General features: G+C 61.2%; 27 protein-coding genes. 12 read left to right on the plus strand and 15 right to left on the minus strand.

Annotated features, from left to right (window positions below):
* Positions 1–376 precede the first annotated feature (376 nt).
* Complete coding sequence (tyrS, locus tag M5G17_RS26920) at positions 377–1,576, minus strand: tyrosine--tRNA ligase (RefSeq protein ID WP_273895894.1); 1,200 nt, start codon at positions 1,574–1,576, stop codon at positions 377–379.
* Positions 1,577–1,786: 210 nt separating this feature from the next.
* On the opposite strand from tyrS, the gene M5G17_RS26925 reads away from it, so the two are divergent.
* On the plus strand, positions 1,787–3,211 hold the full coding sequence (locus M5G17_RS26925; protein WP_273895895.1) for an OapA family protein: 1,425 nt from the start codon (positions 1,787–1,789) through the stop codon (positions 3,209–3,211).
* A 3-nt stretch (positions 3,212–3,214) separates the two neighbouring features.
* Positions 3,215–4,306 carry an anhydro-N-acetylmuramic acid kinase gene (locus tag M5G17_RS26930; RefSeq protein WP_273895896.1) on the plus strand — a complete coding sequence of 364 codons (1,092 nt, stop codon included), beginning with the start codon at positions 3,215–3,217 and terminating at the stop codon, positions 4,304–4,306.
* 56 nt (positions 4,307–4,362) lie between these two features.
* On the opposite strand, the gene erpA is transcribed toward M5G17_RS26930, so the two are convergent.
* Together erpA and argC are read right to left on the minus strand one after the other, a co-directional pair.
* Positions 4,363–4,713, minus strand: coding sequence for an iron-sulfur cluster insertion protein ErpA (gene erpA, locus M5G17_RS26935; protein WP_273895897.1), 351 nt, complete (start codon positions 4,711–4,713; stop codon positions 4,363–4,365).
* Between the two features lie 158 nt (positions 4,714–4,871).
* Positions 4,872–5,906, minus strand: a complete 1,035-nt coding sequence (gene argC, locus M5G17_RS26940) for an N-acetyl-gamma-glutamyl-phosphate reductase (protein ID WP_157190963.1) — start codon at positions 5,904–5,906, stop codon at positions 4,872–4,874.
* A gap of 142 nt (positions 5,907–6,048) precedes the next feature.
* Between argC and hemJ the strand changes: the two genes are divergently transcribed.
* From hemJ to M5G17_RS26980, 8 genes are all read left to right on the plus strand, one after another.
* Complete coding sequence (gene hemJ, locus M5G17_RS26945) at positions 6,049–6,474, plus strand: protoporphyrinogen oxidase HemJ (RefSeq protein WP_273895898.1); 426 nt, start codon at positions 6,049–6,051, stop codon at positions 6,472–6,474.
* A 33-nt stretch (positions 6,475–6,507) separates the two neighbouring features.
* A complete protein-coding gene (locus M5G17_RS26950) occupies positions 6,508–7,461 on the plus strand; it encodes an NAD(P)H-dependent flavin oxidoreductase (RefSeq protein WP_273895899.1) in 954 nt (317 codons plus the stop codon).
* A gap of 31 nt (positions 7,462–7,492) precedes the next feature.
* Positions 7,493–7,939, plus strand: a complete 447-nt coding sequence (locus M5G17_RS26955) for a DUF805 domain-containing protein (RefSeq protein WP_273895900.1) — start codon at positions 7,493–7,495, stop codon at positions 7,937–7,939.
* 75 nt (positions 7,940–8,014) lie between these two features.
* Positions 8,015–8,788: an SDR family NAD(P)-dependent oxidoreductase gene (locus M5G17_RS26960; protein WP_273895901.1), complete on the plus strand. Its 774-nt coding sequence runs from the start codon at positions 8,015–8,017 to the stop codon at positions 8,786–8,788.
* 71 nt (positions 8,789–8,859) lie between these two features.
* Positions 8,860–9,198 (plus strand): histidine triad nucleotide-binding protein, encoded by a 339-nt coding sequence (locus M5G17_RS26965; RefSeq protein ID WP_045199336.1) that lies wholly within the window; start codon positions 8,860–8,862, stop codon positions 9,196–9,198.
* Positions 9,199–9,263: 65 nt separating this feature from the next.
* Positions 9,264–9,911 (plus strand): 2-polyprenyl-3-methyl-6-methoxy-1,4-benzoquinone monooxygenase, encoded by a 648-nt coding sequence (gene coq7 / locus M5G17_RS26970; protein ID WP_130266538.1) that lies wholly within the window; start codon positions 9,264–9,266, stop codon positions 9,909–9,911.
* Between the two features lie 8 nt (positions 9,912–9,919).
* A complete protein-coding gene (locus M5G17_RS26975; protein WP_273895902.1) occupies positions 9,920–10,960 on the plus strand; it encodes a DUF2157 domain-containing protein in 1,041 nt (346 codons plus the stop codon).
* A complete protein-coding gene (locus tag M5G17_RS26980; protein WP_273895903.1) occupies positions 10,960–11,379 on the plus strand; it encodes a hypothetical protein in 420 nt (139 codons plus the stop codon). Before M5G17_RS26975 ends, M5G17_RS26980 begins: the two co-directional genes overlap by 1 nt.
* Positions 11,380–11,428: 49 nt before the next feature.
* Here M5G17_RS26980 and M5G17_RS26985 read toward each other — a convergent pair whose 3' ends face one another.
* On the minus strand, positions 11,429–11,851 hold the full coding sequence (locus tag M5G17_RS26985) for an OsmC family protein (protein ID WP_273895904.1): 423 nt from the start codon (positions 11,849–11,851) through the stop codon (positions 11,429–11,431).
* Between the two features lie 192 nt (positions 11,852–12,043).
* Here M5G17_RS26985 and crp point away from each other — a divergent pair, with 192 nt between their 5' ends.
* Positions 12,044–12,688: a cAMP-activated global transcriptional regulator CRP gene (gene crp, locus M5G17_RS26990; RefSeq protein WP_273895905.1), complete on the plus strand. Its 645-nt coding sequence runs from the start codon at positions 12,044–12,046 to the stop codon at positions 12,686–12,688.
* Here the strand turns inward: crp and M5G17_RS26995 are convergent.
* From M5G17_RS26995 to M5G17_RS27010, 4 genes are all read right to left on the minus strand, one after another.
* Positions 12,685–13,389, minus strand: a complete 705-nt coding sequence (locus tag M5G17_RS26995) for a lipoate--protein ligase family protein (RefSeq protein WP_273895906.1) — start codon at positions 13,387–13,389, stop codon at positions 12,685–12,687. The two genes, crp and M5G17_RS26995, sit on opposite strands and share 4 nt — an antisense overlap.
* 77 nt (positions 13,390–13,466) lie before the next feature.
* On the minus strand, positions 13,467–14,279 hold the full coding sequence (trpC, locus tag M5G17_RS27000; protein ID WP_273895907.1) for an indole-3-glycerol phosphate synthase TrpC: 813 nt from the start codon (positions 14,277–14,279) through the stop codon (positions 13,467–13,469).
* Positions 14,276–15,325 (minus strand): anthranilate phosphoribosyltransferase, encoded by a 1,050-nt coding sequence (gene trpD / locus M5G17_RS27005; RefSeq protein WP_273895908.1) that lies wholly within the window; start codon positions 15,323–15,325, stop codon positions 14,276–14,278. Before trpD ends, trpC begins: the two co-directional genes overlap by 4 nt.
* A 9-nt stretch (positions 15,326–15,334) precedes the next feature.
* A complete protein-coding gene (locus M5G17_RS27010) occupies positions 15,335–15,928 on the minus strand; it encodes an aminodeoxychorismate/anthranilate synthase component II (protein ID WP_273895909.1) in 594 nt (197 codons plus the stop codon).
* A gap of 407 nt (positions 15,929–16,335) precedes the next feature.
* Here M5G17_RS27010 and estP point away from each other — a divergent pair, with 407 nt between their 5' ends.
* Entirely contained in the window at positions 16,336–18,255 is a 1,920-nt protein-coding gene (estP, locus tag M5G17_RS27015) for an esterase EstP (protein WP_420793406.1), read from the plus strand.
* A 45-nt stretch (positions 18,256–18,300) separates the two neighbouring features.
* Here estP and trpE read toward each other — a convergent pair whose 3' ends face one another.
* From trpE to M5G17_RS27050, 7 genes are all read right to left on the minus strand, one after another.
* Positions 18,301–19,782 carry an anthranilate synthase component I gene (gene trpE / locus M5G17_RS27020; RefSeq protein WP_273895911.1) on the minus strand — a complete coding sequence of 494 codons (1,482 nt, stop codon included), beginning with the start codon at positions 19,780–19,782 and terminating at the stop codon, positions 18,301–18,303.
* A 69-nt stretch (positions 19,783–19,851) separates the two neighbouring features.
* Positions 19,852–20,670 (minus strand): phosphoglycolate phosphatase, encoded by an 819-nt coding sequence (locus M5G17_RS27025; RefSeq protein WP_273895912.1) that lies wholly within the window; start codon positions 20,668–20,670, stop codon positions 19,852–19,854.
* Positions 20,667–21,341, minus strand: a complete 675-nt coding sequence (gene rpe / locus M5G17_RS27030; protein ID WP_273895913.1) for a ribulose-phosphate 3-epimerase — start codon at positions 21,339–21,341, stop codon at positions 20,667–20,669. The genes M5G17_RS27025 and rpe overlap by 4 nt, the downstream gene beginning before the upstream one ends.
* A 150-nt stretch (positions 21,342–21,491) precedes the next feature.
* Positions 21,492–22,319 carry an ABC transporter permease gene (locus tag M5G17_RS27035; RefSeq protein WP_273895914.1) on the minus strand — a complete coding sequence of 276 codons (828 nt, stop codon included), beginning with the start codon at positions 22,317–22,319 and terminating at the stop codon, positions 21,492–21,494.
* An 11-nt stretch (positions 22,320–22,330) separates the two neighbouring features.
* Positions 22,331–23,578, minus strand: coding sequence for an ABC transporter permease (locus tag M5G17_RS27040; RefSeq protein WP_130266552.1), 1,248 nt, complete (start codon positions 23,576–23,578; stop codon positions 22,331–22,333).
* Between the two features lie 64 nt (positions 23,579–23,642).
* The gene (locus M5G17_RS27045; RefSeq protein WP_273895915.1) at positions 23,643–24,677 is read right to left on the minus strand and encodes an ABC transporter substrate-binding protein; all 1,035 of its coding nucleotides are present in this window, start codon (positions 24,675–24,677) and stop codon (positions 23,643–23,645) included.
* Between the two features lie 40 nt (positions 24,678–24,717).
* Positions 24,718–25,842 (minus strand): ABC transporter ATP-binding protein, encoded by a 1,125-nt coding sequence (locus M5G17_RS27050; RefSeq protein WP_273895916.1) that lies wholly within the window; start codon positions 25,840–25,842, stop codon positions 24,718–24,720.
* Positions 25,843–26,063 lie beyond the last annotated feature (221 nt).

The raw sequence follows: 26,063 nt of genomic DNA on the forward strand, positions 1-26,063 counted from the left end.
GGTTGGTTAAGAGCTTTTCGCCTCAACCGAGGCGCGCATTCTACGCTTTCCTCAGGGCCTGTCAAGCGTTTATTTTGAAGTTTTTCGTTCAAATTCAACCGCTTGACTCGCTGCGATCTCTCGTTAGCGGGAGGCGAATTCTACAGCGTTTCAATTCGCTGTCAACCACCTTTTTCACCGCTACCGACCTTTCGATCGAAGCCCCTCCAACACCATCCTGAACCGCTAACTCTTTGAAACTCAAGGAGTTTTCAGTTCCGACTGCGCCGGAAGTGGGGCGAATTATAGAGAGATTAAATCGAGCGTCAAGGGCTAATTTCAAACCTCTTAAAATCAGCCCCGAAACACTGTTTGCCTATATATAGAAGAACGCTGCTTACTCAGCCTTCAACGTTATCCGGGCAAATGCCTTCTTGCCCGCCTGACACACATGGGTAACGCCAAGTGCAAACATGAAGTCGCGATCAACCACCACACCGTCGACTTTCACGGCGCCGCCATTGAGCAGATCCCGCGCCATCGCCGAGTTTTTCACCAGGCCCGCCCGGTTCAACACGGCAGCGATCGGCAAGCCTTCAGCCGCAGCGACCTCGATATCAGGCAGATTCTCCGGCAACTCGCCCTCTTTCATACGGTTACCTGCCGCGCGGTGAGCATTGGTGGCAGCCTCCTCACCATGGAAGCGCGCAACGATCTCTTCCGCCAGCTTGATCTTGATGTCACGCGGGTTCGCGCCATTGGCGACATCGGCACGGAACTGCTCGATCTCTTCCATGGAACGGAAGCTCAGCAGCTCGAAGTAACGCCACATCAAGGTGTCAGGAATCGACACGAGCTTGCTGTACATCACCCCCGGGGCTTCCTGGATGCCGACATAATTGCCCAGTGACTTGGACATCTTCTTCACGCCGTCAAGCCCTTCGAGCAGCGGCATGGTCACGATGTTCTGCGCTTCCTGGCCGTAGGCACGCTGCAACTCGCGCCCCATCAGCAGGTTGAATTTCTGGTCCGTACCACCCAGCTCGACATCGCACTTCAGTGCCACCGAGTCATACCCCTGCACCAACGGGTAGAGGAACTCATGGATCGCGATCGGCTGGTTGGTGGTGTAGCGCTTGTCGAAGTCGTCGCGCTCGAGCATGCGCGCCACGGTGTACTGCGACGCCAGTCGAATGAAGTCGGCAGGGCTGAGCTTGTCCATCCAGGTAGAGTTGAACGCGACCTCGGTCTTGGCCGGGTCGAGAATCTTGAACACCTGCTGTTTATAGGTCTCAGCGTTATCCAGCACCTGCTCGCGAGTCAGCGGCGGGCGGGTAGCGCTCTTGCCGCTCGGGTCACCGATCATGCCGGTGAAGTCACCGATCAGGAAGATCACCTGGTGGCCCAGATCCTGGAACTGGCGCAGCTTGTTGATCAGGACGGTATGCCCCAGGTGCAGGTCAGGCGCTGTCGGGTCAAAACCCGCCTTGATCCGCAACGGTTGCCCGCGCTTGAGCCTCTCGACCAACTCGGACTCGACCAGTACCTCTTCCGCTCCACGCTTGATCAGCGCTAGCTGCTCTTCAACCGACTTCATAACAGACCCGCAAGGCTCAGATTCAAAGGGACCCAACCATACAAGATCAGCCATCAAATACAAGTTTTTGCCCCGCGTGTGACCTCGAAGCCGACTGATGACGTCTGCGCGCTTGCGCTGGAGGGGATTTGGTTATATTTTATACAGTTATTTCATCTTCATCATGTCATTCATCTTTTCTACTTCATCTATTTCAAAGTCAATTCATCTATGACCAACGAACCGCCTAAAGCGCCCCCGCTTTATCCGAAGAGCCACCTGTTGGCCGCCAGCGGCATCGCCGCCTTACTCAGCCTGGCCTTGCTGGTGTTCCCATCCAGTGAGGTCGAAGCCAAGAAAACCACCCTGAACCTGGAGCTGGAAAGCCCGGCCGAACAACTCAAGCAGGAACAAGAAGCCCCCCTTACCCAGAACACCGACGCTGCGCCTTCACCGTTTGCGCAAATCGACAACAGCACCACCAAAGCCGAGGAAACCGCCAAGGCCGAGCCTGCTCCAGCCGCAACCCAAGCCGCGCCAGCGAGCAAAGACCCGAGCCACCGCGAAGTCACCGTGAGCCGTGGCGACACCCTCTCGACCCTGTTCGCCAAGGTCGGCTTGCCCGCCAACGCAGTACATGAGGTGCTGGCCAGCAACAAGCAGGCCAAGCAATTCAGCCAGCTCAAGCATGGCCAGGTGCTGCAGATCGAACTGGACAAGGACGGCCAACTGGCCAGCCTGCACAGCAAGCTCAGCGACCTGGAGACCATTCGCCTGACCAAGAGCGCAAACGGTTACGCGTTCAACCGTGAGGTCAGCAAGCCTGTGATGCGCACCGCCTATGTGCACGGTGTGATCAAGAGCTCGCTGTCGGCCTCGGCGCAACGTGCCGGACTCAATCACAACCTGACCATGGATATGGCGCGCATCTTCGGATACGACATCGACTTCGCCCAGGATATCCGCCAGGGCGACGAGTTCGACGTGGTCTACGAACAGAAGGTCATGAACGACAAGGTCGTCGGTACCGGTAATATCCTGTCCGCGCGCTTTACCAACCGCGGCAAGACCTTTACCGCCGTGCGCTACACCAACAAGCAGGGCAATACCAACTACTACACGGCTGACGGCAATAGCATGCGCAAGGCGTTCATCCGTACCCCGGTTGATTTCGCCCGTATCAGCTCGCGCTTCTCAGCAGGCCGCAAGCACCCGATCCTGAACAAGATCCGCGCACACAAAGGTGTCGACTACGCCGCGCCGCGAGGCACGCCGATCAAGGCAGCCGGTGACGGCAAGGTCCTGCTGGCGGGGCGCCGGGGCGGTTACGGCAACACCGTGATCATCCAGCACGGCAACCGCTACCAGACGCTCTACGGGCACATGCAGGGCTTCGCCAAGGGCGTCAAGACCGGCGGCAGCGTCAAGCAAGGGCAGATCATCGGCTACATCGGCACCACCGGCCTGTCCACTGGCCCGCACCTGCACTACGAGTTCCAGGTCAACGGCGTGCACGTCGACCCGCTCGGGCAGAAGCTACCAATGGCCGACCCGATCGCCAAGGCCGAACGCCAGCGCTTCCAGCAGCAGAGCCAGCCGCTGGTTGCCCGCATGGACCAGGAAAAGGCCACTCTGCTCGCCTCGAGCAAGCGCTAAGCAATGCCGCTCTATCTGGGTGTGATGTCCGGGACCAGCCTCGATGGCCTGGACATCGCCTTGATCGAACAGGAGCAGCAACTAAAGCTGCTCGCCACCCATTACATTCCCATGCCCGCCAGCCTGCGCCAGGACCTGCTGAACCTGTGCGCCAGCGGGCTTGACGAAATTGCCCGTGCCGCCCTGGCGGAGAATCAGTGGGTGCGTCTTGCCGCCGAAGGTATCCAGCACCTGCTGGCCGCCCATCACCTCACGCCTGACGCCATTCGCGCCATCGGTAGCCATGGTCAGACCATTCGCCACGAACCGGCACGCGGCTTCACCGTACAGATCGGCAACCCGGCGCTGCTGGCCGAACTCACCGGCATCAGCGTGATCAGCGACTTTCGTCGCCGTGACGTTGCCGCTGGTGGCCAGGGTGCGCCGCTGGTTCCGGCCTTTCACGAAGCGCTGTTCGCCCAACAGAGCGAACGCCTGGCGGTGCTCAACATCGGCGGCTTCAGCAACCTGAGCCTGATCGAGCAGGACAAACCGGTCAGTGGCTTCGATTGCGGGCCAGGCAATGTGTTGCTCGACGCCTGGATCGAGCACAAGCTGGGACACAGCTATGACGCCAACGGCGCCTGGGCCAGCAAGGGCCAGGTGATCCCCACTCTGCTCGCCTCGCTGCTCAGCGATCCGTTCTTCGCAGGCCTGGGACCAAAAAGCACCGGCCGTGAGGTGTTCAACCTGCCCTGGCTGCAGTCGCACCTGGCGGCACAGTCGAGCCACCGGGATGAAGACGTCCAGGCCACCCTGCTGGAACTGACTGCCCGCAGTATCGTCAGCTCGTTGCAAGCGGCGCAAGACGACACCCAGGCGGTGCTGGTCTGCGGTGGCGGCGCGCACAACAGCGTGCTGATGCAGCGACTGGCCACATTGCTGCCCAACGCCCGGGTCAGCAGCACAGCCGCGTGCGGCGTCGACCCGGACTGGGTCGAGGCCATGGCCTTCGCCTGGCTGGCCCACTGCTGCCTGGAGCACATCCCCGCCAATCGCCCCAGCGTTACCGCTGCCCGCGGCCTGCGGGTGCTGGGCGCAATTTACCCGGCCTAAACCGCAGACAGCAAAACGCCGCGCATGGGCGCGGCGCTTGCGGTACTACCTTTTGATCAGATCGAGAACGAAGAACCACAACCACAAGTTGTGGTGGCGTTCGGGTTCTTGATGACGAAACGCGAGCCTTCCAGGCCTTCCTGGTAATCCACCTCGGCTCCTGCCAGGTACTGGAAGCTCATCGGATCGACCACCAGGGCCACGCCTTCGCGCTCAATGATGGTGTCGTCTTCGGACACGTCTTCATCGAAAGTGAAACCGTACTGAAAACCCGAGCAACCGCCGCCGGTCACGAACACTCGCAACTTCAGGCGATCATTGCCTTCTTCATCGACCAGGCTCTTCACCTTGTGCGCTGCACCCTCAGTGAACTGCAAGGCCAGAGGGGTGAAGGATTCGACGCTCATGCTGACTATCTCCCGGCGCTGTGCCGCCATAATGCGTGATGACGCGCATTATCCGCTTCTCCGAGAAAAGCGGTCAACAATACAAAAGCTGCAAGGGGTTGGCGGCAAGCTATAAACGGACCGCCTCCATCTTTGACGTGCAGCTTGAAACCTACCGCTTACGGCAACAGGCCAGCGTGGGAAAGCCCCATGCGCTCGTCCAGGCCAAAGAGGATGTTGAGGTTCTGTACCGCCTGCCCCGACGCGCCCTTGACCAGGTTATCGATCACCGACAGCACCACCACCAGGTCACCGCCTTGCGGGCGATGCACGGCAATCCGGCAGACGTTGGCACCGCGCACGCTACGAGTTTCCGGGTGGCTACCCGCCGGCATTACGTCGACAAACGGTTCATCAGCGTAGCGTTTTTCGAATAGCGCCTGCAGATCGACTGACGTATCGGCGACGGTAGCGTACAGGGTCGAATGGATACCGCGGATCATTGGCGTCAGGTGCGGTACAAAGGTCAGGCCGACATCACTACCGGCAGCCCGACGCAGGCCCTGGGTAATTTCCGGCAGGTGACGGTGCCCCTTGACAGCATAAGCCTTCATGCTCTCGCCCGCCTCACAGAACAGCGAGCCCACCGCCGCACCACGACCGGCGCCGCTGACACCGGACTTGCAGTCGGCGATCAGGCGCGAGGCATCGGCGATACCGGCCTCGAGCAGCGGCAGGAACCCCAACTGGGTGGCGGTAGGGTAGCAACCCGGCACGGCAATCAGACGCGCCTGGCGAATCTGCTCACGATTGACCTCTGGCAGGCCATAGACCGCGTCCTTGAGCAGCTCTGGCGCGCCGTGAGGCTGGCCATACCACTTGGCCCATTCGTCAGCATCCTGCAGACGGAAGTCGGCGGACAGGTCGATGACCTTGGTGCCCGCGGCCAGCAACTCGCCTGCCAGGGCGTGAGCGACACCGTGCGGGGTGGCGAAGAACACCACATCGCAAGCCGCCAGGGTCTTCACATCCGGAACACTGAAGGCCAGGCCGTCGTAGTGGCCGCGCAGGTTCGGGTACATGTCGGCAACGGCCAGGCCAGCTTCGGAGCGCGAGGTGATCACCGCCACCTCGGCCTGCGGATGCTGCGCCAACAGACGCAGCAGCTCGACCCCGGTATAACCCGTGCCGCCAACGATACCGACCTTGACCATAACGCGTGCCCCTTATCAACGAACCAACAGGAAAGCCCACGATAATAGGGGGGCTGAAACACGCCCACAACTGTTGCGATGGCTCGCAGCGGCCCCAGCCTCTACTATCTGACCACCGTGAACCCTGAAGGAACTTTACCCCATGCTTTTTCTCTGGATCAAAGCGCTGCATATCGTCAGCGTGGTCTGCTGGTTCGCCGGCCTGTTCTACTTGCCGCGCTTGTTCGTTTACCACGCGCAAAGTCAGGACAGCATCAGCCAGGAACGCTTCGTGGTCATGGAGCGCAAGCTGTACCGCGGCATCATGCTGCCAGCAATGATCGCCAGCCTGGTCTTCGGTCTCTGGCTGCTGAGCCTGACCCCGGGCTTCATGAGCCAGGGCTGGATGCACGCCAAGCTCACCCTGGTGGTGTTGCTGATCGGTTACCACCATATGTGCGGCGCACAGCTCAAGCGCTTTGCCCGCGGTGAAAACAAACGTAGCCACGTGTTCTACCGCTGGTTCAATGAAGTGCCGGTGCTGGTCTTGCTGGCGGTGGTAATTCTGGTGGTGGTCAAACCGTTCTAACCTAAGCCCTTACACAGCCTCGGGAAACCTGCCATGTCATTGCCTGCCCTGCTCGAACAACGCTTGCGCCTGCCGGTTGTAGCGGCACCGATGTTCCTGATTTCCAACCCGCAACTGGTGCTGGCCTGCTGTGCCAATGGCGTGGTCGGGAGCTTCCCGGCGCTGAACCAGCGAGACAGCGCCGGGTTCAAAACCTGGCTCGAAGAAATCGAAGCAGGCCTTGCGGCCCTCGATAACCCTGCGCCCTATGCGGTCAACTTGATCGTGCACCAAAGCAACCCGCGCCTGCAGGCGGACCTGGCACTGTGCGTCGAACACAAGGTGCCGATCGTCATCACCAGCCTCGGGGCAGTGAAGGAACTGGTCGATGCCGTGCATGGCTACGGCGGCCTGGTGTTCCATGATGTGACCACCCGCCGGCATGCCGAGAAAGCCGCTGAAGCCGGTGTTGACGGTCTGATTGCCGTGGCCGCCGGTGCCGGTGGCCATGCCGGCACCTGGAGTCCGTTCGCACTGGTCGCCGAGATCCGTCAGTTCTTCGACAAGACCCTGCTGCTGGCTGGATGCATCAACCACGGCCACGAAGTCCTCGCCGCCCAGGTGCTGGGCGCCGACCTCGCGTACCTGGGCACTCGTTTTATCGCCACCCATGAAAGCCATGCGCCAGGCCCCTACAAACAAATGATGCTTGAAGCCAAGGCAGCCGATATTATCCACACCGCTGCGGTTTCCGGGGTGCCTGCCAGCTTCATGCGCCAGAGCCTGGAAAACGCCGGTTTCGACATGGCGGCCCTGCGCAGCCACACCGAAACCAAGCTCAAACCCATTCACGACGAGGCCAAAGCCTGGAAGACCGTCTGGTCTGCCGGCCAAGGCGTCGGCGCCATCGACCAGCTGTGCTCGGTGGAACAACTGATCGCCCGCCTGGATGCCGAGTACCACCTGGCACAAGCCAAGGCCTCCACCCAGGGCCCACGACCAGGCTGATCCACGATTCAAGACGGCAAAGGAAGCCTGCATGAACCAAACAATGATCTTCGCAGACCAGGTAATGAGCCCAAAAGGCCGGATCGGCCGGATCCGTCTGCTGGCCTGGAGCCTGGCGCTGCTCGGGGCAATGATAGCCGGCACGTTGCTGGTGAGCTTGCTGGTCAGTTGGGTGTGGGATGACCTGGCCGCCCTGGTCCTGGTTGGCGCCCTCATTGCACGGATCATGAGCATGATCTTCTTTGTCAAACGCCTGCACGACCTGAACTGGAGCGGCTGGCTCTGCTGGCTGGTGCTACTGCCCTGGGTCGGCAACATCCTGCTTTTGCTGTTGCTGGTGATGCCTGGCAATCGCGGCGAAAACCGCTTTGGGCCGGCGCCACCACCCAACAGCAAGGCCATGGTCATCCTCGCCTCGTTGTGGTTGGTACTGATCGTCGCCGGGGTGGTATTGACCGTGTTCAGGCCCGGCATTTGAATCACGTCAGCAGCACCTCAGGCCCGCTACCTGTAAACTGAGCACTTTGGCCACCCTTCCCGACTGGAGAACTGCATGACCCGTTACGCCATGATCACCGGGGCCTCCAGTGGCCTGGGCCTGGCACTGGCCGAGGCGTTGGCACGTCGGGGACGCAATCTGATCCTGGTGGCCCGCCAGCGTGACCCGCTGGAAAGCATCGCCATCGAGTTGACCCAGCGTTTTGGCGTAGAAGTGCTGTTTCGCGCCTGTGACCTGGGCGAGCCCTTGCGCCTGTCGGGGTTCCTGCTGGAGCTGGAAGAAAGCGAACGGCACATCGACCTGCTGGTCAATTGCGCCGGTATTCGCTCCTATGGGCATTTTCTGGCCCAGGAGTGGAGCGATGAGCAGGACCTGATCGAGGTGAATATTCTTGCCCTGACCCGCCTGTGCCATGCCCTGGGCAATGCTATGGCGGTCCAGGGTGGCGGGCAGATACTCAACGTCGCCTCCCTCTGCGCCTTCGCCCCCGGCCCCTGGATGAGCAGCTATGCGGCAAGCAAGGCTTATGTGCTGCACTTCTCCGAAGGCCTGCGCGAAGAACTCAAACGAACCGGCATCAAGGTTTCGGTGCTCTGCCCCGGTCCCGTACGCTCGCCGTTGCGGCGTATCCCGCGCCTGGAAAAAGGCCAACGCTGCCTGAGCCCGGAAGAAGTTGCGCTGTACACCGTGCGCGCGCTGGACAAGAACCGCGCGCTGATCATTCCCGGGCGCCGTAACCGCTGGCTGGCCTTCAGCCCGCGCCTGTTGTCGCGCTGGGTCAGCCGCAAGCTGGCCGGCGCCATCAACCAGGCCTATTGCCCACGCTAATGGCACAGGGCTGGGCGCACGCGCCTGGCCTGCGTACACTCGAGTCCGATTACCCTCATGGAGCAGCCGTAGTGGATACTCTGTTTACCAAGATCATCAACCGGGAAATCCCGGCCAAGATCATCTACGAGGACGACCAGGTTCTGGCCTTCCACGATATCGCCCCACAGGCCCCGGTACATTTTCTGGTCATCCCGAAAAAACCGATCCGCACCCTCAACGACCTGACCGAAGAAGACAAAGGGCTGGCCGGACACATCCTGTTTACCGCTCAGCGGCTGGCCAAGGAACTGGGCTGCGAAGATGGCTTTCGCGTGGTCATGAACTGCAATGAGCTGGGTGGGCAGACCGTCTACCACATTCATATGCACGTGCTTGGCCAGCGTCAGATGCACTGGCCTCCGGGCTGATCCAGGGCAAGCCTGGACCTCGCGATTGGGGTAAACTGTCGGGCACATTCTTGCGGAGGTGCCCGATGGCTACCGAACGTCACTATTCCCCGCTCGACCGCTTGTTGCTGCAGGCCGACACAGCCATGCGCACCTTGCTGCCCTTCAGCGGCCAACCTTCCCGGCCGTCGCCGGCAATCATCCAGCCGGATGTCACCCTCGACGAAACCCAGACCCGCCATGTGGCCGGGCTCATGCGCATCAATCACACCGGTGAAGTCTGTGCCCAGGCGCTGTACCAGGGCCAGGCCCTGACCGCCAAGCTGCCCCAGGTACGCAAGGCCATGGAGCATGCCGCCGAAGAAGAAATCGACCACCTGGCTTGGTGCGAGCAGCGTATTCGCCAGCTCGGCAGCCATCCCAGCGTGCTCAACCCGTTGTTCTATGGCATGTCCTTCGGCATTGGCGCCCTGGCGGGCCTGGTCAGCGACAAGGTCAGCCTGGGTTTCGTCGCCGCCACCGAGCACCAGGTGTGCAAACACCTGGACGAGCACCTGGAGCAGATTCCGGCCGAGGATGAAAAGTCCCGGGCGATTCTCGAGCAGATGCGCGTCGACGAAGAGCAGCATGCCGAGTTGGCCCTGGACGCTGGAGGCTTCCGCTTCCCGGCACCGGTCAAGTTCGGCATGAGCCTGATGGCCAAGGTCATGACTAAAAGCACTTATCGCATCTAGGACTGCCGATGACAGAACGCTTCGACGCCAAGGACCTGGCCCGCGCAGTCAGCGCCGGCGTTCTGAACCCGGGCCAGGATCAGGCCCTGCTTGAGTTTCTCAAGCGCCAGCCGCAAACCCAGGCCAGTTTTCAGCTGGCCCACGTGGCCTTTTACTTCGGCGCCCTGCTGATCATGGCTGCCATGGGCTGGCTGCTCAGTGAAGCCTGGATGCGCATCGGTGACAGCGCCCTGCTGGCCGTCGCACTGGCGTACATCGGCGCGCTGACCTTGGGCGGTTTATTCATGCAACGCCGCGGGCAAATCATACCTGCAGGGGTACTTGCCGCGGTGGCGGTGAGTATCGTGCCGCTGGCGGTGTTCGCCGTGGAGCGCATCAGCGGTTTCTGGCCACTGGACGATGCCCAGGGCAATTACCACAACTACTACACCTACGTGCAGGGCGGCTGGTTGCTGATGGAGCTGGCAACGGTGCTGGCCGGCTTGCTGATGCTGCGCCTGATCCCTTTCCCGTTCATCGTCATGCCAATTGCGGCGGCCTTGTGGTTCATGTCCATGGACCTGAGCGAATGGTTCTACGGCGAAGCCTTCGACTGGAATCAACGGCGCACGGTGTCGCTGTGGTTTGGCCTGGCGACGCTACTGGTATTCCTGGTGATCGATGGCCGCACTCGCCAGGACTATGCGTTCTGGGGTTACCTGGCCGGATTGCTGGCATTCTGGCTCGGTTTGCCGCTGCTGGACACCGACAGCGAATGGGACAAAGCCCTGTACGGCCTGATCAATCTGAGCCTGATGGGTATTGCGCTGCCGCTGCGCCGGCCGCTGTTCATGGTCTTTGGCGGCATGGGGGTGGCGATGTACCTGGGTTATCTGTCTTATGAGGTGTTTGCCCAATCGCTGCTGTTCCCGGTGGTGCTGACCCTGATCGGGCTGGGCGTGATTGGCCTGGGCCTGCTGTACCAGAAACACCGCGAGCATCTGAGCAGTCGGCTACGTGCACAGCTGCCGGAGGGTTTACTCAATATGCTGCCAGGGCTGCGTCGCTGATGATCAGGCTGTTTCCTATTCGTTTGCTGCAAAGCCTGGGGTTGGCACCAGTGGCTTACCTGTTCGTGTGCCTGATGACCGCTGGCATGAGCGGGGAAGCCTTGAGCCTGACGCTGCCAGATGTATCCCAACCCGATGGCAACAGCATATTCGACCTGCTGCTGTTCTCCCTGCCCGGGCAACTGCTGTTCTTGCTCGTCGGCTGTTTTATCCACAGGCAGCGCCTGCTCAGCAGTGTCTTCATGCTGTTCGCAGCGCTGATTGCCTTGCTGCAGTGCCTGTTGTTTTCACAGGCGTTTGGCAATACCTGGAGCACAGCAGAAATCTTCGGCTTGCTTGGCTTCAACCTGCATTGGTTGTTACTGGCACTGGTTCCAGGGTTGGCCTGGCTTATCGGGCTGGAGCGCTTGCGCGGTTAACCTGATCGCGGGGCAAGCCCGCTCCTACAGAAGCGGGCTTAACTCACTATTAGCCGAGCTCGACGATCTCGTAGCTGTGGGTGATCTCGACGCCGGCCCGGCCGAGCATGATCGACGCAGAGCAGTACTTCTCTGCCGACAGCTCGACCGCACGCTTGACCTGGGCTTCTTTCAGGCCACGACCCTTGACCACGAAATTCAGGTGGATCTTGGTGAATACCTTGGGGTCTTCACTGGCGCGCTCAGCTTCAAGGAATGCTTCGCAGCTCTCCACCGCCTGGCGGGATTTTTTCAGAATGCTCACCACATCGAAGTTACTGCAGCCGCCCAGGCCCAGCAGCAACATCTCCATAGGCCGCACCCCCAGGTTACGCCCTCCAGCCTCAGGCGGGCCGTCCATCACGACCACATGGCCGCTGCCTGATTCGCCCAGAAACATGGCTTCACCTGCCCACTGGATACGCACCTTCATTACCTGGACTCCCTTGTTGGAAAAAAGGCTGCCAGCTTAGACCCTGCGGGCCCTGGGGAAAAGCTCAAGCGCATGGCTAAATCTGCCGATAGATGAACACGCGTCTGATAAGCTGACGCCAAATCACTGGCACATATCGCCAGACAACCTATAAAAGTAATTCAAGCGTCGCCTCCTGACCGGGATCCAGCCATGGTTGCATCAGCCCTTCCAGCCAAGATCAAGAACATCGACAAGCTGCTGGTCCATTGCCAGCGCCGCCGCTATGCGGCCAAGAGCAACATCATCTGCGCCGGTGACAAGGCCGACACCCTGTCATTCATTGTCAAGGGTTCGGTGACCATTCTCATTGAAGACGACGATGGCCACGAAATGATCATCGCTTACCTCAACAGCGGCGATTTCTTCGGGGAGCTGGGGCTTTTTGAACCGGCAGGGCAAGAGCAGCAACGCAGTGCCTGGGTCCGGGCCAAGAGTGAATGTGAAGTCGCCGAGATCAGCTACGAGAAATTCCGCGAACTGGCCCGCCACGACCCGGACATTCTCTACGCCCTCGGCGGTCAGATGGCCCAGCGCCTGCGCAATACCACACGCAAGGTCGGTGACCTGGCATTCTTCGACGTCACCGGCAGGGTCGCCCGCTGCTTGCTGGAGTTGTGCAAACAGCCAGATGCCATGACCCACCCGGACGGTATGCAGATCAAGATCACTCGCCAGGAGATCGGCCGGATTGTCGGTTGTTCGCGGGAAATGGTCGGCCGCGTGCTCAAGGATCTTGAAGAGCGCAGCCTGGTGCACGTCAAGGGCAAGACCATGGTGGTCTTCGGTACCCGTTAGTCGCGCGCGATACCCTTGATCACCTCGGCGTAGGCCTGGCCGAGGCGTTCGAGCAGCGGTGCATCGGGCACCACTTCGTGCAAGGCAATGTGGCTGTCAGCCAGGCAACGTTGCTCCAGCTCGCAACATTCATTGAAACGATTGACCGCGGCCACCATCGACTCACGCTCGTTATCCAGCAGCAGCGCGCCATGCACCAGCACCACCGGACGCTTACCGCCCAGGCCCTGGCGCCAGCGCTGGGCAGTGCCGACCAGTTTGCGGCCATTGAGGTTGACGTTGTAGCGTCCATCACAGAACGCCCCCTCGATTTCCCCCACCGATGCCAGACCGCCCCATTCGCGCAGCACCTCACACAACGGCAGGCACAGGCGCTCGTAGGCATTTTCGATGCGGCCGTGATCGCCTTCGCTTTTCGGCGCGACATACACCAAGGCGATATTGATCACCGCAGACGACTGCGGCACCGGCTCACCACCGGTTTCGCGCAACAGCACCGGCCAGCCGGTAATCGCCAGCTCCGCGCAGGCCGCCTCGAAACCATCCAGGCGGCTCATGCGCCGGGGCATGACCAAGGCCCGGTCAGTCGGACGCCAGAACAACAGGCCATAATCCTTTTCACCTTTGCACACCGCTGCCAGCAGCTCCTGCTCGGCGTGCAGCCCAGCCTCGACAGTGACATCAACTACTCGATCAGTCATCGCATTAACCTTGTAGGTACAAAAAAGCCGGCATTGCCGGCTTCAGAGTTGAATCAGTCCAGGCCTTGCACCGGGTTCTACACCGCGCGCTCCGGGAAGAACAGACGCTGCAGCTCCAGCCCCGGATGCTCGGCACGCATGAAAGCTTCGCCGACCAGGAAGGAGTACACCTCGTTGATTTCCATGAGCTCGACGTCGGCACGGTTGAGGATACCGCTCTCGGTGATGGCCAGGCGATCACGGGGGATGCGCGGCAGCAGGTCGAGGGTGGTTTCCAGGCTGACTTCGAAGCTGTGCAGGTTACGGTTATTGACCCCGACCAGTGGTGTATCGAGGGTCTTGAGTGCCCGCTCCAGCTCATCGCCATCGTGCACTTCGACCAGTACATCGAGGCCGATGCTTTTTGCCGTGGCAGCCAATTCGGCCATCTTCACGTCATCCAGCGCCGCGACAATCAACAGTACACAGTCAGCGCCCAGGGCCCGAGCCTCGACGATCTGATACGGATCGATCATGAAATCCTTGCGGATCACCGGCAACTTGCACGCGGCACGCGCTTGCTGCAGGTAGACATCAGCGCCCTGGAAGTAATCGACATCGGTCAGCACCGACAGGCAGGTCGCCCCGCCCTTCTCGTAGCTGACCGCGATCTCTGCCGGAACGAAGTTTTCGCGGATCACGCCTTTGCTGGGCGAGGCCTTCTTGATTTCGGCAATCACTGCCGGCTGCTTGCGCTTGGCCTGCTCGACCAAGGCATTGGCAAATCCCCGCGGCGCGTCAGCAGCTTTGGCCAGACGCTCAAGCTCCGCCAGGCTGACCCGGGCGCTGCGCTCGGCCACCTCCTCGACCTTGCGGGCGAGGATTTTTTCCAAAACCGTCGGCACACTCATCCTTCATTCTCCTGCTTGAACACCGCGGTAAAGGCACCGAGTTCTTCGAGTTTTTCCCGGGCAAGGCCGGTGTGCAATGCATCATGTGCAAGCTCCACGCCCTGCTTGAGGCTCATGGCGTGGTCGGCGGCGTACAGCGCGGCGCCGGCGTTAAGTACGATCATTTCCGCCGCCTTCTGGCCGTTTTCGGTCTTGCGTCGGCCCAGGGCATCGCGGATCAGCTCCAGCGACTTGGCCGGGCTCTCCACAGCAAGGCCGTGCAGGCTCTGGCTTTTCATACCGAGGTCTTCGGGCTCGACCCAGTATTCGGTGATCTGGTCGTTCTTGAGTTCTGCAACAAAGGTCGGCGCGGCCAGGCTGAATTCGTCCAGGCCGTCCTTGGAGTGCACCACCAGCACATGCTTGCTGCCCAGGCGCTGCAGCACTTCAGCCAGCGGGCGGCACAGTGCCTGGGTGAACACGCCGACGACCTGGTGCTTGACCCCGGCCGGATTCGTAAGCGGGCCGAGCATGTTGAACAGAGTGCGCAGCCCCAAGTCACGACGTGGGCCGGCAGCGAACTTCATCGCCTTGTGGTGGGTCTGGGCAAACATGAAGCCGATGCCGACGCTGTCGATGCAGCGCGCTACCTGTACCGGCGTCAGGTTCAGGTAGATACCGGCCGCTTCCAGCAGGTCGGCACTGCCGCTCTTGCCCGAAACCGCACGGTTGCCATGCTTGGCCACGGTGCAGCCGGCGGCGGCAACGACGAAGGCCGAGGCGGTGGAAACGTTGAAGATGTTGGCCCCATCGCCGCCAGTGCCAACCACATCGACCACCTGGTCGAGGGTGTTGAGTTCGACCTTGTCAGCCAGCTCGCGCATCACGGAAACGGCACCGACGATTTCATCGATGCTCTCGCTCTTCATGCGCATGCCCATCAGGAAAGCGCCAATCTGTGCCTCGCTGCATTGGCCTGTCATGATTTCGCGCATGACATCGCGCATTTCTTCTGTGCTCAGGTCCAGATGACCGACGATGCGGCTCAGCGCGTTCTTGATATCCATGTTCGATCCTTAACGGCGACCGCCGGTCTGCTTGAGGAAGTTGGCGAACAGCTCGTGGCCCTGCTCGGTGAGGATCGACTCGGGGTGGAACTGCACCCCTTCGATGTTCAGCTCTTTATGGCGCAGGCCCATGATCTCGTCCACCGAGCCGTCCTCAAGGGCGGTCCAGGCAGTCAGTTCCAGGCAATCGGGCAAGGTTTCGCGCTTGACCACCAGCGAGTGATAGCGGGTCACGGTCAGCGGGTTATTGAGGCCTGCGAACACACCCAGGTCCTTGTGGTACACGGGGCTGGTCTTGCCATGCATCACCTGGCGGGCGCGCACCACATCACCACCGAAAGCCTGACCGATGGACTGGTGGCCCAGGCAGACGCCGAGGATCGGCAGCTTGCCGGCGAAATGCTTGATGGCCGCAAGCGACACTCCGGCTTCGGTCGGGGTGCAGGGACCAGGAGAAACGACAATGCGCTCGGGGTTCAGGGCTTCGATCTGGGCGATGGTCAGTTCGTCATTGCGAATGACCTTGACCTCTGCGCCCAACTCGCCGAGGTATTGCACGACGTTGTAGGTGAAGGAGTCATAGTTGTCGATCATCAGTAACATCTGGGTTCAACCTCTTGCATCTACTGACTTTGAATACATGCCTTTCGAAGTGCCTGTGCACTGAGCAACAGGTGCGAGCTTCCCTGTGTGCACCAGCAAGAGCCGGCTACAGCAGGTAAAGCGTTCAGAAAGGCAAAGCGGTACAGGGCCGGCTAACCGGCAAGAGATAAAGTCAGGCGCGCCAACGCCAACGGGCGTGGGCCTTGATAACGCGCATCAAGAGTTTGCTGACGATCAACACGGGGTAGGTCTCGTTCATACGTTCCCGCACAGTAGCCTACCGGCGCGGTCCACGCAATATGACCGAGGCATGGCGAAACGCTTTAGCGATGGAAGACGCGCCGAATGTTTTGCTAACGTCGTAAGGCGTCATCCGATAACAACAACGAAAAAGGATCTTTGCGATGTTGAATGCGCGTTCCCTGTTGCCCTGTGCATTTTCCCTTCTGGCCCTGGCCTGCTCCAGCGCCTATGCAGCCCCCTCCCCTTACTCGACCTTGATCGTCTTCGGCGACAGCCTTGCCGATGCCGGACAGTTCCCTGATTCAGGCGGGCCAGCAGGCGCTACCCAGCGCTTTACCAACCGGGTTGGGCCGACCTATGGCAACGGCGAGGCTTTCGGCGCGGTTTCGCCCATGTTGCTCGGCGCACAGCTGGGCATCGCGCCAACCGACCTGGGCGCGTCCACCTCCCCGGTCAATGCCGCGCTCGGCCGCCCCGACGGCAACAACTGGGCCGTGGGCGGCTACCGCACAGATCAGATTCTCGACTCGATCACCGGCACCTCCGATGTGATCATCCCACCGGGTAATCCTGGTGCCGGCACCGTTCTGCGCGAACGCCCGGGATACCTGGCCGGCGGGCTGCGTGCCGATCCCAACGCGCTTTACTACCTCACCGGTGGCGGCAACGATTTCCTCCAAGGCCAGATCACCAGCCCGGCAACCGCCGCCGCTGCCGCCAATCGCCTGGCCGCCAGCGCCCAGGCCCTGCAACAGGGCGGCGCGCAGTACATCATGGTCTGGCTGCTGCCTGACCTGGGCCTGACCCCGGCAATCAACGGCACGCCAATGCAGGGCCCGGCTTCGCAGTTGAGCAGCATCTTCAACCAGCAACTGGTTGGCCAACTGCGCCAGATTGACGCCCAAATCATTCCGCTCAACGTGCCGCTGCTACTGCAGGAGGCCCTGGCCTCCCCGGCGCAGTTCGGCCTGGCCACCGGTCAAAACCTGGTCGGCACCTGTTTCAGCGGCAATGGCTGCGTGCAAAACCCCACGTACGGCCTCAACAGCGCCACGCCCGACCCGAGCAAACTGCTGTTCAACGACTCGGTCCACCCCACCACTGCCGGGCAAGAACTGATCGCCGACTACGCCTTCTCGATCCTCTCTGCACCTTGGGAGCTAACGCTACTGCCGGAAATGGCCCACGCCAGCCTGCGCGCGCACCAGGATGAACTGCGCAACCAATGGCAAGGCAACTGGCAACCGGTTGGCCAATGGCAGGCCATCGTTGCCGCCGGTGGGCAAAACCTGGATATCGACAGTCAACGCAGCTCCGCAAGTGCCGATGGCCATGGCTATAACCTGACCCTGGGCGGCAGCTATCGCCTGGATGATGCCTGGCGCATTGGCGTTGCTACCGGCGTTTACCAGCAAAAGCTCGAAGCTGGCCAGCAGGACTCCGACTACAAGCTCGACAGTTACCTGGCGACCGCCTTCGTCCAGTTTCAGCAGAACCAATGGTGGGCTGATGCCACCCTGACCGGCGGTCACCTGGACTACAGCGATCTGAAGCGCACCTTCGCCCTGGGCGTGAACGATCGTAGCGAGAAAGGTGATACCGATGGCGAACTGTGGGCCTTTGCCGCGCGGCTGGGCTATGACCTGGCGGCTCCCGGCAGCCGGTGGAGCCTGTCGCCCTTCGTCAGCGCCGACTATGCGCGGGTGAAAGTCGATGGCTATGCGGAGAAAGGCACCCGCGCCACCGCCTTGAGCTTCGACGATCAGGAGCGAGAATCGCGGCGCCTGGGCCTGGGTTTGCAGGGCAAGTATCAAGCTGGGCCAAGCACCTTGCTGTTCGCCGAAGTGGCTCACGAGCACGAGTTCGAAGACGACCGCCAGGACCTGACCATCCACCTCAACAGCCTACCGGGCAACGACTTCACCCTGACCGGCTACACCCCACAGAGCAATCTGAATCGGGCAACTCTGGGTTTGAGCCAGAGCCTGGCACCGGGGCTAGCCCTGCGCGGCAGCTACAACTGGCGCAAAAGTGACGAGTTGACCCAACAGGGGATCAACCTGGCACTGAGTCTGGATTTCTAGGGAAGGAAAACGGCGCCTGTTACAAGCAGGCGCCGTGGATCAGGCTCAGCTACGCGGAGCCTGCTCGGCCAGCGCCACTGCGCGGAACATCGCCCGGCGCTTGTTGATGGTTTCTTCCCATTCAAGCGCAGGCACCGAATCGGCAACGATCCCGCCACCGGCCTGCACATGCAGCTCGCCGTCCTTGATCACTGCAGTACGGATGGCAATTGCCGTGTCCATGTTGCCGTTCCAGGCGAAGTAACCCACCGCTCCGCCGTAAACGCCACGCTTGACCGGTTCCAGCTCGTCGATGATTTCCATGGCACGAATTTTCGGTGCGCCGGACAAGGTACCGGCCGGCAGGATGGCGCGTAGGGCATCCATGGCGCTCAGGCCCTGTTTCAGCTCACCGGTGACGTTGGAAACGATGTGCATGACGTTGGAATAACGCTCGATCACCATCTTCTCGGTGACTTTGACCGAGCCGGTTTCCGATACCCGGCCAGCGTCGTTACGGCCAAGGTCGATGAGCATCAGGTGCTCGGCGATTTCCTTGTCGTCGGACAGCAGGTCTTCTTCCAGCGCGCGGTCAGCCTCTTCGCTGGCACCACGTGGCCGGGTACCGGCGATCGGGCGCACGGTGACCAGGTTGTCCTCAACCCGCACCAGCACTTCCGGCGAACTGCCCACGACGTGGAAGTCGCCAAAGTTGAAGAAGTACATGTATGGCGTCGGGTTGAAGCAGCGCAGCGCCCGGTACAGATCGATCGGCGCGGCCTTGAAGTCGATGGACATGCGCTGCGACGGCACCACCTGCATGCAGTCGCCAGCAAGGATGTACTCCTTGATGGTATCGACCGCACGCTCGTAGTCACTCTGGGTAAAGCTTGAGCGGAATTCAGGTTCTGCCGGCAATGGCCCGCCAAGGTCCAGACCGCGACGCGGGGCCAGGGGCTGGCGCAGTTGCTCAAGCAGGCTCTCAAGGCGTGCCAGGCCGTTTTCGTAGGCGTGCTCCTGCGCCGGATCGGCCAGCACGATCGCATGCATCTTGCCAGCCAGGTTGTCGAACACCACCACGGCATCGGACACCATCAGCAGGATGTCCGGCACGCCCAGCGGATCAGGATTCGGGCACTTGCCCAGGCGCCGCTCGACATAACGCACGCAGTCATAACCGAAGTAGCCCACCAGGCCACCATTGAAGCGCGGCAGACCGGTGATGGTCGGTACCTGGTAGCGCTCCTTGAAGGCTTCGACAAACGCCAGCGGGTCTTCCACTTCATGCGTTTCGATCAGCTCACCGTCGTGGGTGATCCGCACCTGATGATCATGCACGCGCAACACGGTGCGGCACGGCAGGCCGATGATCGAGTAACGCCCCCACTTCTCGCCGCCCTGCACCGATTCGAGCAGGTAGGAATTGGGCTGGTCAGCCAGTTTCAGGTAGATCGACAGCGGGGTGTCGAAGTCGGCCAGGGTCTCACAGGCCAGGGGGATGCGGTTGTAGCCGGCAGCAGCCAGGCGCAGGAATTCTTCGCGGGTCATGATAGCCTCGTGGCAAGCAGCAGATGGGTCAGGCAGGCAAGCAGGCCGGTATAGACCGGCAGACGGCAGTCAGGCGCGCCAACGCCAGCGGGCCAGGGCCTTGATGACTTTCATCCAGAGTTTGCCGGTAGCCGCCACGATGGAATCTCGATCAGAGGAGGATGGAACGTCCGCCAACGTTATCCCAGTGGCCGGATCTAAGCAACCAGGCAACAGCGCTCGCAGGTCATCGATGACCAGGCACGGCGCTTCTTCACTGATCGGCCGGCCGTGGTTGTAGCCATAGCTCAGGCCGACACACTTGACTCCGGCGGCCTTGGCCGCCAGCACATCGCTGCGCGAGTCGCCGACAAACAGGGCCTGCTCAGGCAAGACGCTGGCCATCTTCATGACAAACAGCAACGCGGCCGGATCGGGCTTTTTCTGCGGCAGGGTGTCGCCACCGATGATCCAGCGGAAGTAACGACCGATCTTCATCTGGTCGAGCAAAGGCGCAACGAAGCGCTCGGGCTTGTTGGTGATCAGGGCCATTTCCACGCCCTGCTTGTGCAACCACTTGAGGGTGTCGCGCACCCCCGGATAGACCACCGTCAGCTCATGGCTTTCGGCGTAGGCCTGCATGAACAGCTCCAGGCCACGCTCGGCCTCGTCGGCATCGACCGCTTCGTGGTCGAGGCCGCCGGCCAGGGCACGGCGCACCAGCACCGGCGCACCATTGCCGACCCAGTGGCGTACTGCTTCAAGGCCGGCGGGCTGACGGCCCATTGCGAGCAGCATGTTATCCACCGCCGCTGCCAAGTCAGGTACCGAATCGATCAGAGTACCATCCAGATCAAACATCACCAGTTTGGGCAGGGCGCCGGGGAACAGCTGCTCGAAGCCACTCATGGGCGGGCCAGGGCCAGTTCGGCGCGCATCTTGGCGATCACCTCACGGTAGTCCGGAGTATTGAAGATCGCGGAACCGGCAACGAAGGTGTCGGCGCCTGCGGCAGCGATTTCACGGATGTTGTTGACGTTCACCCCGCCGTCGATCTCCAGGCGGATGTCACGGCCGCTGGCATCGATCAAGGCGCGGGCTTCGCGCAGCTTGTCGAGGGTGCCGGGGATGAACTTCTGGCCACCGAAGCCGGGGTTGACGCTCATCAACAGGATCATATCGACCTTGTCCATCACGTATTTGAGGGTGTCGAGCGGGGTTGCCGGGTTGAACACCAGGCCGGCTTTGCAACCGCCGTCGCGAATCAACTGTAGCGAACGATCGATGTGCAGGGTGGCTTCCGGATGGAAGGTGATGTAACTGGCTCCCGCTTCGATGAAGTCGCCAATGATGCGGTCGACCGGGCTGACCATCAGGTGCACGTCGATCGGTGCAGTGACGCCATACTTGCGCAGGGCCGTGCAGACCATCGGGCCGATGGTCAGGTTGGGCACGTAGTGGTTGTCCATCACATCGAAGTGAACTATGTCGGCACCGGCGGCCAGAACATTGTCGACTTCCTCGCCCAGGCGGGCGAAGTCGGCAGAGAGAATCGAGGGGGCAATAGCGTAGGGCTGCATGGCGCACCTGAAGGCAGAATCACAGTGGCGCGCATTGTACCTCAGGCAAACGCTCCAGGGCTGACCGGTATCAAGGCGGTCGACGGGTGCTCATCGCGGGCAAGCCCGCTCCTACAAACTTGTGGGTGCGGGCTTGCCCCCCGAAAGGCCTCAACCCGGTTGCTGGGTACGCAACTTCTCGCTGCGCCCTCGCAGCCACTCCAGAGTCAGCAACAGCACCACCGAGAAGGCGATCAGCAAGGTTGCCGCAGCCGCAATGGTCGGGCTGAGGTTCTCGCGGATACCGCTGAACATCTGCCTTGGCAAGGTGGCCTGCTCGGGGCCTGCAAGGAACAGGGTGACCACCACTTCGTCGAACGAGGTGGCGAAGGCGAACAGCGCCCCGGAGATCACCCCCGGCGCAATCAACGGCAGGGTCACCCGACGGAAGGTCGTCAGCGGCGAGGCACCAAGGCTCGCAGCAGCGCGTACCAGGTTGTGGTTGAAACCCTGCAAGGTCGCCGACACGGTGATGATGACGAAAGGTACCCCCAACACCGCATGCACCAGGATCAGCGAGATGAAGCTGTTACCCATCCCCAAAGGCGCAAAGAACAGGTAGCTGGCCACACCAATGATCACCACCGGCACGACCATGGGCGAAATCACCAGGGCCATGATCAGCGACTTGCCCGGGAAATCGCCGCGAGTCAGGCCGATCGAGGCCAGGGTGCCGAAGACCATGGCCAGCGCCGTAGCTGCCGGGGCAACGATGATGCTGTTCTTAAGCGCCCGCATCCATTCGGCGGAGGCGAAGAAGTCCTGGTACCACTGCAGCGAGAAGCCCTGTAACGGATAGACCAGGAAGCTGCCAGAGTTGAACGACAGCGGAATGATCACCAGCACCGGCAACACCAGGAACAACAGGATCAGCCCGCAAAGGATGCGCAAGCTGTAGAACCAGACCCGCTCGACGGGCGACATGTAGGGGCTCAGCATGACAACGCTCCTCAGCTCAGGCGCAGGCGGCTGGCGCCGACCAGCCAGCTATAGATCAGGTAAAGCAGCACGGTGGCCAGCAACAGCAAGCCGCCCAGCGCGGTTGCCATGCCCCAGTTGATGCTGGTGTTGGTGTAGAAGGCCACGAAGTAGCTGACCATCTGGTCATTGGGGCTGCCGAGCAGCGCCGGGGTGATGTAGTAGCCGATGGCAAGGATGAACACCAGCAGGCAGCCCGCGCCTACACCCGCGTAGGTTTGCGGGAAGTACACCCGCCAGAAGCTGGCAAACGGATGACAGCCCAAGGAAATCGCCGCACGCATATAGGTGGGCGAGATACCCTTCATCACGCTGTAGATCGGCAAGATCATGAACGGCAGCAGGATGTGCACCATGGAGATGTACACCCCGGTGCGGTTGAACACCAGTTCCAACGGCTTGTCGATAATACCCATGGCCATCAGCGCGCTGTTGATCAGCCCGCCTGACTGCAGCAGCACGATCCAGGCCGCGACCCGCACCAGGATCGAGGTCCAGAACGGCAGCAGCACCAGAATCATCAGCAGGTTGCTCTGCCGGGTTGGCAGGTTGGCCAGTAAGTAGGCCAATGGATAAGCCAATACCAGGCAGATGGCGGTGATGACAAAACCCATCCACAGGGTGCGGGTGAAGATATCCAGGTAAATGGCCTGGTCCGGGGTGGCCTTGGCCAGCTCGCCGAGGTCATCGATACGATGGTCCAAGGCCGCCAGCAGGTAGAACGGGGTGACGCTACTGGTGTTACGGCGGATCGCCTGCCAGTAGGCCGGATCCCCCCAACGCTCGTCCAGTTCCTGCAAGGCTTCTTTATAGGAAGCCGGCTCGGTCTTGAACGGTAGCGCCCGGGCAGTTTTGGCCAGCAGGCTGCGATAGCCGGCCAGCTCCATATTCAGGCGCTTGGAGGTATCGCCCAGGGTCTGGTTCTTGCGCGCCTGGGCGAGGTCTTCGCTCAGCGCCTTGTACACAGGCTCCCCTGGCAAGCCCTTGCCATCCCACTGGGCCACGGCGGTCACAGTCTGCGGCAAGCCGCCGACCACTTCCGGGTTGCCCACGCTCTTGTACAACAGCGCAGCAATCGGCACGAGGAACACCAGCAGCAGGAACAGCGCCAGCGGCGCGATCAGCGCTTGCGCCTTCCAGCGGTTGACCCGCTCGGCACGCTTGAGGCGCTGCTTGAGGTTGGAACCGGCGCCTTCATTCAGGGGCACTGCGATGGCCATAGCGAACTCCGAAATCTTGAGAACAAGGAGCGTCGGCGGCAAGCCGACGCCCCATCAGCAGCCCTTACTTGGCAGCCCAGGCGTTAAAGCGTTGTTCCAGCTGCTCGCTGTTGTCGGCCCAGAACGCTACGTCGATCTGTACTTGGTTGGCGATGTTCTCCGGGGTCGTCGGCATGTCTTTCTTGATCTCGTCAGACAGCAGCGCAACGGCTTTGGAGTTGGCCGGGCCGTAGGCAATGTTTTCGGAATAGATCTTCTGCTGCTCGGGCTTGACCGAGTAGGCGATGAACTTCTTCGCCTCTTCGGCGTTCTTGGCGCCCTTAGGGATGGCCCAGGCGTCGAAGTCGTAGATACCGCCATTCCAGACGACTTTCAGGTTGCTTTCTTTTTGCACGGCGGCAATACGGCCGTTGTAGGCCGAACTCATGACCACATCACCCGAGGCCAGGTACTGCGGTGGTTGCGCACCGGCTTCCCACCACTGGATGCTGGGCTTGAGTTCGTCGAGTTTCTTGAAGGCGCGATCCTGACCTTCCTTGGTGCCAAGCACTTTGTAAACGTCCTTGGGCGCAACGCCGTCGGCCATCAGGGCAAACTCGAGGGTGTACTTGGCGCCCTTGCGCAGGCCACGCTTACCGGGGAATTGCTTGGTGTCCCAGAAGTCCGCCCAACTGGTCGGTGCGCTCTTCAGCTTGTCGGCGTTGTAGGCCATAACCGTGGACCAGACGAAGAAACCAACGCCGCAAGGCTGGATAGCACCGGGAACGTAGTCGGACTCGTTACCGAACAATGCAGGGTCAAGCTCTTCGAACATGCCTTCGTCGCAGCCGCGGGCCAGCTCCGGCGACTCGACCTCCACCAGGTTCCACGACACGCTCTTGGTGTCGACCATGGCTTTGACCTTGGCCATTTCACCGTTGTACTCGCCAGCGACGATCTTGCCGTTGCCCGCCTTTTCCCATGGCTCGTAGAACGCCTTGACCTGGGCTGCCTTGTTGGCGCCACCGAAGGAAATCACGGTCAGGTCGGCCGCCGCCATGGCCTGGGTTGCGGCAAAAAGGCCCAGGGTCAGGGCGGTCAACTTCAAGTGCTTGAGCATTATTATTCTCTCCACAGTACAGGGTTGGTGAAGCAAACCTTCAATGGGCTTCGAGCAGAGGGTCGAGCGCGCGGGCGTGCTCCACCTGCCAGCCAAGCGGTACCACATCGCCCACAGCCAGGGCCGGGTCGAGTTCGGCAATTGGCTGCTTCACGAAGAAATCGGCCTTGCCGCAGACTTCCAGGCGCACCCGCACGTGGTCGCCCAGGTAAATGAACTCGGCCACCCGCCCAGAGAATCGATTGACGCAGCTTTCGCTGTGGCCATTGAGACGCACGCGCTCGGGGCGGATCGACAGGGTCACCGGATCGCCGCTCTGGCCAACGTTCACCGCCAGGGCCTCGACTTTCTCGCCACGCGCCAGTTGCACCTGGCAACGCTCGCCGTCCTGACTGATCAAGCGGCCATTGATGCGGTTGTTTTCACCGATGAAGTTGGCCACAAAGGTGTTCTTCGGCTCTTCATAAAGGGTACGCGGGTCGGCGATCTGCTGGATCTCGCCCTGGTGGAACACCGCCACGCGGTCGGACATGGTCAGTGCTTCACCCTGGTCGTGGGTGACGTACACCACGGTGACGCCCAGGCGCTGGTGCAGGTGCTTGATTTCCATCTGCATGTGTTCGCGCAGCTGCTTGTCGAGGGCACCCAGCGGTTCGTCCATCAACACCAGTTGCGGCTCGAACACCAACGCGCGTGCCAGTGCCACCCGCTGCTGCTGGCCACCGGAAAGCTGGCCGGGGTAACGCTGGGCGAAGGCGTCGAGCTGGACCATGTTGAGCACGCGCTTGACCCGCTCGCTGATGTCGGTCTTGCTCAGGTTGCGCACACTCAGGGGGAAGGCCAGGTTCTCGGCCACGGTCATGTGCGGGAACAGCGCATAATTCTGGAAAACCATTCCGATGTCGCGCTTGTGCGGCGGCACGTTGTTGATCGAGCGGCCGGCCAGCTGGATTTCACCGGCGGTCGGCGTTTCAAAGCCGGCGAGCATCATCAGGCTGGTGGTCTTGCCGGATCCGGACGGGCCGAGCAAGGTGAGGAACTCTCCCTTGCGGATATCCAGGTTGAGGTCCTTGACGATCAGCGATTCGCCGTCGTAGCTCTTCTGCACACCACGGAAGCTGACCAGCACTTCGCCGGCTGCAGCGCTCGAATTCACCTCACTCATACCCGCACCTTTTTGTTGGATGACTGCTGTATCCAAGCCTAGTGAAGGCGCAGAGCGGCGCAAATCGGGGGTGGAGAGAGATTGATATCAGCGTGTTGGAAGGCTTGGGGTAGGGATTGCCCTACAAGGATGGCGTTTTTGGATATGTGCTTGGCAGGTTAGTCGTCATCGCGGGGCAAGCCCGCTCCCACAGGATTGGCGTTGTGGGAGATTCTATGGTT

Origin of the sequence: Pseudomonas rubra (assembly GCF_028656935.1) — a bacterium.
GTDB lineage: Bacteria > Pseudomonadota > Gammaproteobacteria > Pseudomonadales > Pseudomonadaceae > Aquipseudomonas > Aquipseudomonas rubra.